Source organism: Paralteromonas sediminis, assembly GCF_003820355.1.
Taxonomy (GTDB): domain Bacteria; phylum Pseudomonadota; class Gammaproteobacteria; order Enterobacterales; family Alteromonadaceae; genus Alteromonas_F; species Alteromonas_F sediminis.
This window is the reverse complement of the sequence record NZ_RPOK01000001.1, coordinates 41,561-56,242: the sequence shown is the minus strand read 5'-3', so window position 1 is coordinate 56,242 and position 14,682 is coordinate 41,561. Positions and strand designations below refer to the sequence as shown.

Genomic DNA, 14,682 nt, shown 5'->3' with positions numbered 1-14,682 from the left:
GTGTCTTAGACACCCCATAACTCTGGAGTGAGGTTACATCCAAGACTTCTGAGTGGTTTGTGCAATATCTAGTGTCTCTTGCGCTAACTGCTTCGCCATATTTTCCGGCACAAAGGGAACACTAATCCCGCCACTGGCCAATACAATCTGCACATTCATTACCTTATTCCTGCGCATAAAAAAGCTCTGCTTTAGACTGACTTGCTGCATTTTGTACCGTTCAAAGCAGCGCACTGTTTTGCCAATCAACCCATTCTGGACATAAATATATTTCTCGTCCCATGCCACCCCCCACCGCAACCAACGCAGGTAGATCAAACCAACAAAACCGCTAAATGCTGCCAAGTTAATTAACAAAGGCGAGTAGGTATCGGCAAACAGTGATAAGGAGGTAGTCAAAATAAAGAGAGGAAGTAACCTAACAAACCAGCGATTAATCAGGTAGTACCCACTCACCCTTTGAAAAGCAATCGTATCTGCCTGACTGTCGGGCATCGCCTCAGACAACAGGGCGTGCGCTTCCTGATAAGTTACCGAGGGCACCAACACTTGGTTTGTTTGAGCAAGTGATTCGCCGGCGACAAAACCTGTTTGATTTTGTAAGTAAAAGAAATTTATTCGCTTGAGAATAACGTCGAGCCAGTCCTGTTTGAGCTTTATAACCTGTAGCCGGCTGTGCTGCATGCTGACTTCCTGCACACTGAGCAGGCCACTTTTCCTCACATAGCGCTCACCTTGCTTGAGCAACACATAATTATGGAACGCCATGATGGCCCCGAACACAGACAACAAGGCCACCAAAAAGCCTGCAATGGCAATGAGCGTGATGGCATACAGACCGAACTGCCACCATGCAATAGTCTGATCTCCCACCAATTGGCTAAGTGTTAACCCTTGGGCTGTCAACCAAGCTTCTACGGCCTCGAAGAAATTATCAAAAAAGGGGGCCAAACCACCTAAAATTAACCATACACGATTGTTTGATATGCCATGGATAATGAGATCTTTTAGCTGACGTTTATTAAGAATCTGAACGTCGTCATGCTGGCGATTGATGCTTTCTTCATCGCCATGTGGCTTTTTCGCCACTTTCATCACATGCTCTTTAATTGCTTCCGCATCATGTAGCACCAGCGCCGCTAGCACAGCCTCGTTTTGTGCAGAGCCCGCAGAGTCAAGCGTTGCGGCAGCATGCCCGGTAAAACGGAAAAAAAATGGCTGAACAATTTTCACGCTTTGAATGCGTTCGAAAGGCAGATCAAGGGTATTTCGCTTAAACACCCCAGACTTAATAATAAGCTTTTGATGAGTAAGCTTAAATGTAAACTTTAAGTAATAAGCAATGCTCCAACATAACACCAGACATAGCAGGGCGAGTACAGCCGGTAATAGAATGGCTAGATGCGCTTTCACCTTATCCAAATTCAACGCTAAAACAGGGATTAAATAGAATGCGCTGCGTCCTATGTTAAGGACATTCTGAAAAAAGTAGTACATGACGGCAAAGAGTGACAGCCTGTGCCACTTGTCCATTTCAAAAGACAGGGCTTGGGCTAGTTCGCGTTGTTCCTTAACGGCCTTCAATCTACTGGTCCGAATTTGTATCTTTGTGCGCCATAATGAACTCGCGTAACTGCTCGGCAGACTCGACGGATAAACCCGGAATCGCGAAGGTATGCGCAACACCACCCGCTGAGTAGATATTCAAATTTGCCAAATTACGCATGCGCTCAAAAGGGCCTTGCTTAATTTCTACATGCTGAATACGCTTAACAGGCTGGCAGGTAATAGAGCGGAAAATCAACCCTTTGTGCAATACTACATCCTGTTCTCTGGCAACATAACGTATTTTTGGATCAGCAAACCAATGGTAGGTAACCGACCAAACAGAAAAGAAAACGATAATGCCATAAGCGACCCACTCAAACGCCAGCAAGCTCTCGGGTAACGCAAATAAGGGCTGATGTGCAATACCGGCAAAAATCAACAACAGTACAGCCGAAACCACAATACTTATGCTGATATTTAATCGCCTGTATTCAGGACTTACAGGAAGTGTATCTGTGTCAGTAAACATAGCTTTGTCTTCCATTACGTTTTCGCTAATCATCTATTACCTGCGACTTTAGCCAATCGTTGAGTGCCTGCGTGTCGTGATCTACGGCCATATGCAGCTCTTCCACCCAATCATGTACATTTTGCCACCATGCAGGGTGATCACCTTGCTGAATTTGATTGGCGATACGCTGCACCCTTGCCAACCCCACTGAGCCTGCCGCGCCTTTAATTTTATGAGCCTCAGAGCATACCTCATCTTTTTCATCTGCGCTCAAACTCAATTGCAGTATCTCCATATATTCAGGCATTTTTTCGTGAAATACCTTCACACTTTCCCGAACCATGTCAACACCAATGGTATCAATCAGCATATGCAATAATTCGAGGTCCAACATACTGCTTAAGGCTTTTTGCGTATTGTCCTGTTGCAAAGTCTGCTTCTCGACAGGTTCACGTAATGGCTCGCAGAACAAATCATTGAATACTTCTATCACCCGACTTTTCTTAATGGGTTTGGCAATAACATCGTCCATGCCGTTTTGCAGGTACTCTTCACGTTTTTTAATTACATTTGCCGTTAATGCCACTATAGGCGTACCAGCGCATAGATCCTCCTCATGCAGGATTGCGGCTACATCAAAGCCACTCATATCAGGTAGCTGTATATCTAATAAAACCAAATCGTAATGCTCAGTCCTGGCCTTGTCGATGGCCTCCTGTCCTGTCATCGCCACATCGACTTTTTGTCCCATTTTTTCCAATAGCGCTTTGGCTACCATGACGTTAAGCTCAATGTCTTCGACCAACAGAATACTTAGGTCAGACACCTTTAACTCTTGTACCTGCATAGGTTGCTGGGAAAGAGGTAACGGCAAACGCACGGTGAATGTTGTCCCCTTGCCAACTGTACTAGTCACGTCAATACTGCCGTTCATAAGCGCTACCATCTGCTTACAAATGGCTAGACCAATACCCGTGCCGGTGGCAGTTTGGTGGTCTGGGTGATCGACCTGATAATACATGGCAAAAATTTTGTCTATTTCCTCCTCAGGTATGCCAACCCCAGTATCTTTCATAACAAAGGTGACTTCTGACACCCCTTCAACCGGCTTAGATGCACTAACATTCAATGAGACCGTGCCTTTTTGAGTAAACTTCACGGCGTTGTACAAAATATTCCACAAAATTTGGCGAAGACGTGTGCCATCTGCCTCAACCAGCGCCGGTAAGGGTTCATTTATCTTGCTAATAAAATCGAGTGACTTATCCGCCGCGAGCAGCCGAATGATACTGCTAAGCTCTTCGGTGAAATCTTTAATTGAAATGGTTTTAGGCGACAGTTCGACTTTGTCTCTGTCGAGCTTATCCAAATCGATAATGTCATTAAATATATTGCCCAGTGTGATTGCACTGGCATAAATAGTACTTACCCAATTGAATTGCTCCTGAGACAGATCGGTGTCTCTTAACATTCGGCTAAGCCCCACAATACCGTTCAATGGCGTTCTCAATTCATGACTGATTGTGGCAATAAAGCGGGTTTTGTCTTTGCTGGCTTTGGCGGCTGCACTTTCGGCTTGTTTGCGTTCAGTCATATCTCGCCCAAACGCTAGTAGCCCAAGCCTGTGACCTTCCTTATCAAAAAACGGGACTTTTCGCATTTCAAAATACCGGTGTTTTCCATCGGCAAAACGCAGCCATAGCTCTTCAGTTATACTGGCATTACTTTCCAGCACTTCGTGATCACTTTCTACCACCTGCCTAGCGAGATCTTCTTCATACACATCATGGGGTGTTAACCCGAGTAGCTCTTCCTGAGTTTTGCCCGTCATTTGTTCAGCAACTCGGTTGCACCCTGCAAACCGCCCCTCTTCATTGCGGTAATAAATTAGGTCAGGTGATGCATCAATGATGGAACGCAGAAGTGTGGACAAGCGTCTGGCTTCAATTTCCTGTTCAGTCTTGTGTTTAATTTCCTTTTCTAACTCTTTAAAAACGGTCTCTCTCTCTTCCTGCGCTTGACGACGCTGTTCAATTTCATGGTTTAGTTGGCGAATGTTGGTTTGCAATTCTCGGTTGAGAAATACGTCTTCTTCACGCAGACGCTCCAACTGGGAGACAACCTCTTTTAAGTTTGCCCGAGAGTTTTCCAGATGACGCACCAGCTCACTGAAAAAGTACAACACCCAAGGGGCAGATAATAACGTCAGCAAAAATGCACTCACGAAGTCATCAAGCTCAATGTCACTATTCATACTGACTCGAATCGCGTAAGACCCACCTAAAGTAGCTACCAACGTGAGAATGACAAAAATAATACTGATTTTGACTGTGCCAAAGCGTTGAACAAACTGCGCAAATCGGATTGCCCAAGCGTCACGGGAAGGGTCTGAATGCATAATAGATAAACTGAACGTAAGGATACCTAATCCTATCATTTACACGATTAGTCGCAAACCATTAGCAATAGCGCTCAAAATGAATTTTTATGCTATGTAGACCAGAATTTCATGCAAACCTTGCGAATCACGCAAACGCGGGCTTTACCTTAACGTTCACGTAAACCAAAATAGCGAAGACAACATGATCGCTACCTCACCCACCTCCCAATGATAGATTATTAAAGGGCTACAGCAACAGTGAAACAAAATTTTCACAGTCGAAAAGAGAATACTGTTTGATTTTGTTTTCGACTATCGGTATTTTGTACGACCCGTGTATTCAATATGCATAATCATGCGGGCAAGACTGGCTCAAAAAAGGTAACGATATCAGTATCGTAACCAACCCTATAAAAACAACAAATAATAACGACAATAATCACCCTCAGTGAGCAATAAGTAACATAGTGTGTGCCTTGACCAGTCCAAGGTGTAGGAGAAAAATATGAGTTTGTATCATCCTAATGATGCTCGTGATAATTGTGGTTTTGGCCTGATCGCGCACACCACAGGTAGCCCCAGCCATAAGCTAGTTCAAACAGCGATTACAGGGTTGGACAGAATGCAACATCGCGGTGGTATTGCCGCAGATGGTGTTACCGGTGATGGGTGTGGCCTATTGCTGCAAAAGCCAGACAGCTTCTTCAGGGCAATTGCTGAAGAAAATGGTTGGAAGCTGGGCAAAAAATATGCTGTAGGCATGATCTTTCTAAGCAAAGACGACGCGCTGGCCAATCAATCTATCGAAGTATTAAATCGCGAATTGGCCCAAGAAACACTAGGTGTAGTTGGGTGGCGAGATGTGCCGGTAGACGAATCGATTCTAGGTGAGCTAGCGCTGACTGGCGTCCCCCAGATAAAGCAAGTATTTATCAACGCCCCTGCTGGATGGCGTAAGAAGGACGTAGAGCGCCGTTTATTTATGGTGCGAAGACGAGCCGAAAAGCAACTCGTGAACGATCCTGACTTTTATGTTGCCTGTCTATCGGGTTTAGTCACCGTTTACAAAGGCCTGGTAATGCCCAAGGATTTACCCAGATTCTATACTGATCTGGCAGACCCGCGCATGCAAAGCGCCATTTGTGTTTTCCACCAGCGTTTTTCTACCAATACGCTACCTAAATGGCCGCTAGCACAACCATTTCGTTTCCTCGCTCACAATGGCGAAATAAATACTATTAAGGGTAACCGTGATTGGGCTATGGCGCGGGAAGCCAAGTTTGCCACGCCGCTTTTGCCTGATTTGAAAGACGCGGCGCCTTTCGTTAATACCGAAGGGTCAGATTCCTCGTCACTGGATAATATGCTTGAGCTCTTTCTTGCGGGCGGTATGGATTTATTCCGGGCCATGCGTCTTTTAGTGCCGCCAGCCTATCAGAATGATGCCACCATGGATGAGGATTTGCGTGCCTTTTACGAGTTTAATTCTATGCATATGGAGCCTTGGGATGGCCCTGCAGGCATAGTGTTGACCAATGGCAGACACGTGGCCTGCAACCTGGATAGAAACGGTCTGCGCCCTGCTCGTTATGTGTTAACCAACGACGGTTTTATCACACTGGCCTCTGAAGTCGGTATTTGGGATTACAAACCTGAAGACGTTATAGAAAAAGGCCGTGTAGGGCCTGGCGAAATGCTGGCTGTAGACACTTACACAGGTAAAATTTGGCGTTCAAATGAAATTGATGAAGACCTTAAAGATCGCCACCCCTATGCTGAATGGCTCGAGAACAATATTCGCCGACTAACCCCTATCGAAAAATTAGACGCATCGGAAATTGGCCACCGGGTATTTGACGACGATACCATGTCAACTTACCACAAACTGTTTAATTACAGTTATGAAGAAATACATCAAATTATCAAGGTGTTGGCAAAGGATGGTCAGGAAGCGGTAGGCTCAATGGGTGATGACACCCCTATGGCAGTTATGTCGACTAAGCAAAGAACGCTTTACGATTATTTCCGCCAGCAGTTTGCCCAAGTGACGAATCCGCCCATTGATCCTCTCCGAGAAAGTCATGTTATGTCACTAGCTACCTGTATTGGTCGTGAGCAAAACGTGTTTAGCGAGACAAGTGGTTACGCCGACCGGGTGTTGTTTGACAGCCCCGTACTTATGTATACCGACCTAAAGCAACTACGAGAGTTTAATCCTGAGAACTATTATTCAGAAGTGGTAGAGCTTCAATTCGCACAGGAAGAGGGCCTCAAACGTGCCATCGAACGTATTTGTAATGAAGTTGAGTATCTAGTCAAACAAAAACGTGCAGCCTTTGTCGTACTGTCTGACAGAAATATAAAGCCCAACCGCTTACCCATTCCTGCGCCCATGGCTGTAGGTGCCGTTCAACGTCGTTTGATTGAAAAAGCACTTCGCTGTGATGCCAATATTGTTGTTGAGACAGCGTCTGCCAGAGATCCCCACCACTTTGCTGTGCTATTGGGGCTGGGTGCAACTGCCATTTATCCGTTTCTCGCTTACGAAACCATTGAGCAACTTGCCGAGTCTGGCGCTATCGATGTTCCGATCATGCAAGCAGTACTCAACTATCGCAAAGGTATCAATAAAGGCCTGTACAAAATTATGTCTAAGATGGGCATCAGTACAGTAGCGAGCTATCGCAGTTCTAAGTTATTCGAGGCGATAGGCATAAACGATGAAGTCATGCAGCAGTGCTTTACTGGTGTGACCTCGCGCATTCAGGGCGCCGGTTTTGCTGACTTTGAACAGGATCTGCTGAATCTTTCCCGTGTAGCTTGGATTAAGCGAAAAACCATCAGCCATGGTGGATTGCTCAAATATGTTCATGATGGGGAATATCACGCCTACAATCCGGATGTCGTAAAAACCCTGCAAACCGCTGTAGTAAGCGGAAAGTATGAGGACTATCAACAATTTTCGACACTGGTTAATGACCGTGCACCAGCCCACATACGTGATTTGTTGGGCTTGAATCCACATGCAGAGCCCATCGATATAAATGAGGTGGAACCCGCCGAAAGCCTGTATCCACGCTTTGATACTGCCGCCATGTCAATTGGCGCGCTAAGTCCTGAAGCGCATGAAGCACTGGCGATCGCGATGAACCGTTTGGGTGGTCAGTCTAACTCAGGAGAGGGCGGCGAAGATCCGGCGCGTTTTAACACGGAAAAGAATTCCAAAATAAAACAAGTCGCGTCAGGCAGATTTGGTGTCACCCCTCATTACTTGACCAATGCCAGTGTAATCCAAATTAAAGTCGCTCAAGGTGCGAAGCCGGGTGAAGGCGGACAGCTACCCGGTGATAAAGTCAATAAATACATCGCTCAGTTGCGCTTTTCTGTGCCTGGTGTAACCCTGATATCACCGCCACCTCACCATGATATTTATTCAATTGAAGACTTAGCACAGCTTATCTTCGACTTGAAGCAGGTAAATCCAAAGGCGCTGATTTCAGTTAAACTGGTTTCAGAACCCGGCGTTGGCACCATAGCCACAGGTGTGGCAAAAGCCTACGCGGATTTGATCACAGTGTCCGGCTACGACGGTGGTACGGGTGCAAGTCCACTCACCTCGGTTAAATACGCAGGTTGCCCCTTTGAACTGGGACTGGCTGAAACTCAACAAGCGCTGGTAGAAAATGGGCTACGCCACAAAGTACGTCTGCAAACAGATGGCGGCTTAAAAACCGGTTTAGACGTTGTAAAAGCGGGGATTTTGGGTGCGGAGAGTTTTGGCTTCGGAACCGGACCTATGGTCGCTCTTGGCTGCAAATACTTGCGTATTTGCCATCTCAATAACTGTGCTACCGGTGTTGCCACTCAGGATGAAAAGCTCAGAGACAACTATTTTATTGGTTTGCCTGAAATGGTCATGAATTACTTCCGCTTTGTAGCCCAGGAAGTGCGTGAATTAATGGCGTTATTGGGAATAAGGAAGTTTGACGACCTTATTGGTCAAACAGAGTTACTGAAAGTGCTCGATGGCATCACTGCCAAGCAGTCCAAGCTGGATTTAAGTCCAATATTGAAAAAACCCACGGCAGGCGCCCACACCCGACTGTTCTGTTCAGAGACTACCAATGCGCCTTTAGATACGGGCGAATTAAATGCCGCTATCCTTGCTGATGTTAAGGACGCCATCGCAGCAAAAACAGGTAAACAATTAAGCTATACCATACGTAACACAGACCGCTCAGTCGGCGCACTGGTATCAGGTGCGATTGCCCAACTTCACGGCAATCACGATATGGAGGATAAACCTGTGGTTTTGAATCTGGAAGGTACTGCGGGTCAGAGTTTTGGCGTATGGAATGCAGGCGGGCTTCACATGTACTTGAAAGGCGATGCGAACGACTACGTCGGAAAAGGTATGACGGGGGGTAAATTAGTGGTTTATCCCCCAGAGGATGTGCAATACACGGCTCATGAAAGTGCCATTGTGGGGAATACCTGTTTGTATGGTGCAACCGGCGGTAAGTTGTTTGCAGCAGGTCGAGCTGGCGAACGTTTTGCCGTGAGGAACTCCGGCGCCATTGCAATTGTTGAAGGGCTGGGTGATAACGGTTGTGAATATATGACCGGAGGAATCGTCGCTGTGCTAGGAAAAATAGGGCTGAACTTTGGTGCAGGTATGACCGGCGGCTTTGCCTATCTTTATGACGAAACTGGCGATATGGCGCAACGCGTCAACCCAGAATTACTCGACATTATGTCTATTGATGACAAGGTCATTTTGTCCGAGCACTTGCGTGGTTTAATCAATCAACACTACGAAGAAACAGGCAGTGAACGTGCACTTCATTTACTCACCAACTTTCAGGAAGAGCGTGGTAATTTCAGATTGATTAAGCCAAAAACCAGTGATGTTAAGAATCTTCTGGGTCACATCAGTCGCTCTAGTGCAGAGCTTCGAGTGCAAGCGCAATAATCGGATAAGGTGAAGTATAAATGGCTAAAAACGTATATCAATTTGTAGATGTTGAAAGAATTGACCCGCCAAAAAAACCGATTGTTGTGCGGAAGCAAGGTTTCGACGAAATTTATCATGAGATGACAGATTCTCAGGTACAAGGTCAGGCAGATCGCTGTCTCGACTGCGGTAACCCCTATTGCGAATGGAAGTGCCCTGTTCACAATTACATCCCACAGTGGTTGGCACTGGCCAATGAGGGCAAAATTTTTGAAGCTGCAGAGCTATCTAGCAAAACTAATAGCCTGCCAGAAGTGTGTGGACGCGTGTGTCCCCAAGATAGGTTGTGTGAAGGGGCATGCACCCTAAATGATGATTTTGGTGCAGTGACCATTGGCTCTATTGAAAAGTACATAACTGACACAGCCTTTAAAATGGGCTGGCGACCAGACATGTCTGATGTGGTCTGGACAGACAAAAAAGTGGCCATTGTTGGAGCGGGGCCTGCAGGGCTTGCCTGTGCAGATATTTTGGTCAGAAACGGGGTGAAACCCGTCGTTTATGACCGCTATGAAGAGATTGGCGGGCTCCTTACATTTGGTATCCCTTCATTTAAGCTTGAAAAAGACGTGATCAAGCTACGCCGCGAAATTTTCACGAATATGGGCATAGAGTTTGTGCTTAATACCGAAATAGGTAAAGACTTGCCGTTTCAGGACCTTTTGGATGGCTATGATGCTGTATTTCTTGGTATGGGTACGTATCGCGCGATGAAAGGTGGGTTTGAGCATGAGTCAGCGCCTGGTGTACACGAAGCCTTACCGTTTCTCATTGCCAATACCAATCGCGTCATGGGGATTGAAAAAGACCCCAGTGAATACATCGATATGAAGGGTAAAAAGGTAGTTGTACTCGGTGGTGGTGATACCACAATGGATTGCGTTCGCACCTCTATTCGCCAAGGCGCTGAATCGGTCATCTGTGCCTACCGTCGGGATGAGGAGAGCATGCCTGGCTCAAGACGTGAAGTGGTCAATGCAAGAGAAGAAGGCGTTGAGTTTAAGTTTAACCTACAGCCTTTAGATATTGCCGTTGACGAAAACGGTCATGCCGTAGGCGTAAGATTGGTAAAAACGCAAATGGGCGAACCTGATGCACAAGGGCGTCGCCGACCCGTTGAGGTTGAAGGGTCGGAACACATTTTAGAGGCAGATGCCGTCATTATTGCGTTTGGTTTCCAGCCAAGCCCTTCACCTTGGTTTGCTGATTTTGGCATCATCCTGGATGAAAAAGGACGGGTTCGTGCGCCTGCCAAGGGCAAATATCCGTTCCAGACTTCCAACCCTAAAATATTCTCAGGCGGCGATATGGTGCGTGGTAGCGACTTGGTTGTTACCGCCATCGATGAAGGAAGAAAAGCGGCTGAAGGTATTCTGGACTACCTAAACGTATGAGTTTAGGCACCACTGCACGGTTTGCAGTGGTGCTTAACTCAGCATATACTGAATTTCAGTTTAGGGAACCTGAGATAATCCAAGCGTGATGAAACGTTCAAGTTTAGTAATGGCGGCTTTAAGCTTGCTACCTCTACAGGCGATCAGCGACAACTATGCCGGTTCGCCAGACGTTGCTAACTGTCCGGAGAATTTCCATTCAATTGCGCTCCATCAGGACGCTAAACTTTGTCAAATTTTTGACGAAGGTTTACCTGCAACGTTAGTTTATCACCTTAAGCTTTCTCCCAACCAGGTCGTGACCTATTACACGCAAGCAGACGGATTTGAAGTGCGTTCTGTGGTCGGTGAACGTACCCTTATCAGTAATAATCAGGACAGCAAACGCATTGTCATATCGCCCGATGGCAAGGGAACTCAAATTGACATTCTGGTAATTTCCACAAATTAATTCGACACCTCACGAGTTGGCATTGCAATTGCTCTAGTTTCTACAGAGCAGTTTGTTGTGTCATTGACTTGACACTTCACGTGTAAGTTTGCAGTGAGGTTATTTGAATGGAATTAGCTATTATTTTAATGATGATACTGATTGTCGTATCGGCCGGTGCAATGGCATTGTCAGTGCAAAATACCCATTATCCATTTAGGCGAAAAGGTCAGTTGTTTACTCCTGTTGAACACACTTTCTTGCAGCTGCTGGAGCAGGCAGTAAATAACGAGTTTCGTATCATGTGCAGAGTAAAACTGAGTGACATTGTCACCGTATCTGCAAGTACAAAGAAGAAGCAAGCGTCAACTGCCCTTAGCAGAGCATCTGCAAAAAGCATCGATTTTGTGCTGTGTAATAAAAGCGATATGCAACCCGTGCTGGCAATTGACCTAGTACACAAACAAGGTGCAGACGGCTACAAGGTACAAAAAGACCTCTTTGTCTCTAACGCCCTTGATGGGGCCAATATCCCCCATGCACGGATTAAGGTTAAGTCAGGCTACTCGGTGGAGGAAATCCGCGAGTGTATCGAAACCAAGTTAATACCGATGCGCAGACGTCAGCAAAAACTCACCGAGTCCAGGCTAAACCCCGAAAGGCCGAATAAGCCAACACGCCCTTTACGTTCCAGTCGCGTTGCGGCTTGACATCCCCAGCCATTGATTAAATGGTTTGCCCCTCTACTGAGGGGCTTTTTTGTTTATTCCCCAATGTGTTTTAAACTTTAACCAATACTTGTAGAATGCGCTCCCACTCGCGCCCTATTTGGAGAAAGAATTGTGAAAATTGGCATTTTAGGTGCAATGGACCAGGAAGTGTCTTTGCTTAAACAATCACTTGAAAACGTAACCGTCTCCGAATATGCGCACTTGGCGTTCTACGCAGGCACACTACATGGCGTTGAAGTGGTGGTGGTAAAATGTGGTATTGGAAAAGTAGCCGCATCCGTAGCCACTACAGTATTGATTGACAGATTTGCACCTGATTTTGTAGTTAATACGGGCTCTGCAGGCGGCTTTGATACCAGCTTACAAATTGGCGACTTGGTCATCGGCAGCGGTGTACAACACCATGACGTAGATGTCACTCACTTTGGTTATGCCTTGGGGCAGGTCTATGGAATGCCTGACATTTATCCTTGTGATGAACGACTTATCATTGCAGCCGAAGAAGCCGCCGAAGACGTATTACATGTCACGTCCAAGCGCGGGCTAATCTGTACGGGTGATCAGTTTATTGGTTGTGATGAAGCCGCAGAAAGGCTGCGCAACCTTATTCCGGCTATGGCAGCTGTAGAAATGGAAGGTGCAGCCATTGGCCAAACTTGTTTTATGCTGGACACACCTTTTTTGGTTATTCGTTCGCTCTCTGATATCGCAGGCGTCACCTCGACAGTGTCGTTCAAATCATACCTTGAAACAGCCGCTAAGCATTCGGCAGAGCTTGTCATGGGTATGGTAAAGAGTTTATCAGAAAAAGATTTATAGGCGTTTGGACAACTTCCTTACACAGTTTGCACAAGGGGGGGCACTGACTTCTGCAACCCTCGCCCTGGTAGCTATCGCAGCAGACCGTTTGTGGTGCTGGCCCGCAAAGTGGCATCCGCTAACATTGGTACAGCTACTTGCCAGACGCATGGCGATAAAAGTGCAGACACCCGTTGACGCTGTTGCTCAACAACACGTCATTTCAGGCACTTTGGCTTATTTAGTACTGTTTGGTCCTTTGCTTATATTGATGGCCTTACTACTTGAATTCGCGGCCTACAAAAGCTTCTTTGAGGGCCTTTTGCTTTATTTGACGCTTGGCTTCGCCCAAGTCAGAAAGGTGTATACCCGCGTAATCACAGCGCTCGCAAAAAAACAAAAAACACTGGCGAGAGAATGGCTGAGTCAAACCGTGAAACGCGACACATCATCGCTCTCAGATATTGGCGTGGGTAAAGCCGCAATGGAATCGCTTTTACTGCGCTTTTTTTATCAGTACGTCACGGTTATTTTTCTTTTTATGGTTGGCGGCATTGTTTTGGCTATGACTTATCGATGCGCATTAGAGTGCCGCTGGCAATGGAAACGTCCCCAGGCGGGCAGTGACTTCTTTGTGGTCCCGGTCACCTTTTTTTGCCGCCTTTGTCAATGGCTGCCCTGCGCGATCATGACATTACTATTAAAGCTTGTGATATGGCCAAAGCTCAACCATCAAAAAGGTCGAGAGCCAGTGCGCGTTTCACCACCAAAGATTGGCTTCTGGCACTTAGCACCACTGATTATTCGCACTTTTTCCTGCAAGCTTGCCATAGCCTTATCGGGCCCCATGTATTACCAGAAAATAAAGGTCAATCTTCCCCGATTGGGTATGCCCTTTCAGGTTCGACTGAGCGACATGAAAGCGACAGAGACTATCATTGAATTACTTTCCCTTGTCATGAGCTGTTTACTGATAGTATTGATAGCGTTTTCTTTATATCTGACAAAATAAGGAGCTTTTGTTTGCGAATAGCAGTCGCGTTTTTGGCATTACTGACTACCAGTACATTGAATGCTGGCGAATTACGCATCGTTACTTTGGCACCACACCTTACAGAGTGGGTTTACTCTCTTCAGGAAGAGGATAACCTTGTCGGTGTCAGTGCCTATTCAGACTACCCTGAGTCAGCATTGTCAAAACCCATCATTGCAGATTATCAGGGTGTCAACATAGCGGCCCTTTTACACTTAAAACCCGATCTTGTTCTGGCCTGGGAAGGCGGTAACAAGCCTCAGGACATTGCCAGAATTAAATCGCTGGGTATAAACGTGTTTTTGTCTCGACCACAGGTACCCGAAGACATTGTCACTGAGTTACTTGAATTGGGTACATTATTAAACAAATCTCATCAGGCTCAAAAACTTGTTGAGCCATTCAGCAAGACGCTTAATACACTGCGCCTGAAATATGCCAAACAACAGAAAATTCCCATTTTCTATTACTCATGGCATAACCCCATCATGACAATAGGAAAAGAGGCGTGGGGCAATCAGTTGCTCAAAGTGTGTGGCGCAGAAACGATTTTCTCAGATAGCCCAGTGGACTATCCCACAGTCAGTGCACAACAAGTGCTCCTTAAACAGCCTGAAATTATCCTAAGTATTTCTGACAAACCTATTGAAGAAGTTCGTCAATATTGGGAGAAACACCATGCCTTTCTCAACGCCCGTTACATTCGAACCAACCCCGATATAATGAGCCGTTACACGCTGCGACTCGCACCAGAACTAACGCGTCTATGTACCTCTATCAATAATGATGAAGACAAGACACATTAAGATTGCATCTCTTCCTACCGATATATAAGTAAACAGA

General features: G+C 46.1%; 10 protein-coding genes. 7 read left to right on the top strand and 3 right to left on the bottom strand.

Translation table 11 applies throughout. From position 1 onward, the window contains the following. Positions 1–33: 33 nt before the first annotated feature. The 3 genes from DRW07_RS00245 to arcB are packed head-to-tail and all read right to left on the bottom strand — an operon-like array spanning position 34 to position 4,457. Positions 34–1,584, bottom strand: a complete 1,551-nt coding sequence (locus tag DRW07_RS00245; protein WP_124025881.1) for a PH domain-containing protein — start codon at positions 1,582–1,584, stop codon at positions 34–36. Position 1,585: 1 nt separating this feature from the next. Continuing rightward, on the bottom strand, positions 1,586–2,110 hold the full coding sequence (locus DRW07_RS00240; RefSeq protein WP_124025880.1) for a PH domain-containing protein: 525 nt from the start codon (positions 2,108–2,110) through the stop codon (positions 1,586–1,588). After that, entirely contained in the window at positions 2,103–4,457 is a 2,355-nt protein-coding gene (arcB, locus tag DRW07_RS00235) for an aerobic respiration two-component sensor histidine kinase ArcB (protein ID WP_124025879.1), read from the bottom strand. The genes DRW07_RS00240 and arcB overlap by 8 nt, the downstream gene beginning before the upstream one ends. Positions 4,458–4,944: 487 nt before the next feature. Here arcB and gltB point away from each other — a divergent pair, with 487 nt between their 5' ends. From gltB to DRW07_RS00200, 7 genes are all read left to right on the top strand, one after another. Next, positions 4,945–9,411 carry a glutamate synthase large subunit gene (gene gltB, locus DRW07_RS00230; RefSeq protein ID WP_124025878.1) on the top strand — a complete coding sequence of 1,489 codons (4,467 nt, stop codon included), beginning with the start codon at positions 4,945–4,947 and terminating at the stop codon, positions 9,409–9,411. 20 nt (positions 9,412–9,431) lie between these two features. Beyond that, positions 9,432–10,847, top strand: coding sequence for an FAD-dependent oxidoreductase (locus DRW07_RS00225; RefSeq protein WP_124025877.1), 1,416 nt, complete (start codon positions 9,432–9,434; stop codon positions 10,845–10,847). Positions 10,848–10,956: 109 nt separating this feature from the next. Beyond that, positions 10,957–11,298, top strand: a complete 342-nt coding sequence (locus tag DRW07_RS00220) for a hypothetical protein (RefSeq protein ID WP_124025876.1) — start codon at positions 10,957–10,959, stop codon at positions 11,296–11,298. A gap of 107 nt (positions 11,299–11,405) precedes the next feature. Next, positions 11,406–11,987, top strand: coding sequence for a DUF2726 domain-containing protein (locus DRW07_RS00215; protein WP_124025875.1), 582 nt, complete (start codon positions 11,406–11,408; stop codon positions 11,985–11,987). A gap of 129 nt (positions 11,988–12,116) precedes the next feature. Next, entirely contained in the window at positions 12,117–12,827 is a 711-nt protein-coding gene (locus tag DRW07_RS00210; protein WP_205665358.1) for a 5'-methylthioadenosine/adenosylhomocysteine nucleosidase, read from the top strand. A 4-nt stretch (positions 12,828–12,831) separates the two neighbouring features. Then, entirely contained in the window at positions 12,832–13,818 is a 987-nt protein-coding gene (locus tag DRW07_RS00205; RefSeq protein ID WP_165870349.1) for a cobalamin biosynthesis protein, read from the top strand. Between the two features lie 11 nt (positions 13,819–13,829). Continuing rightward, entirely contained in the window at positions 13,830–14,645 is an 816-nt protein-coding gene (locus DRW07_RS00200) for a helical backbone metal receptor (protein ID WP_240630465.1), read from the top strand. The last annotated feature ends 37 nt before the right edge of the window (positions 14,646–14,682 follow it).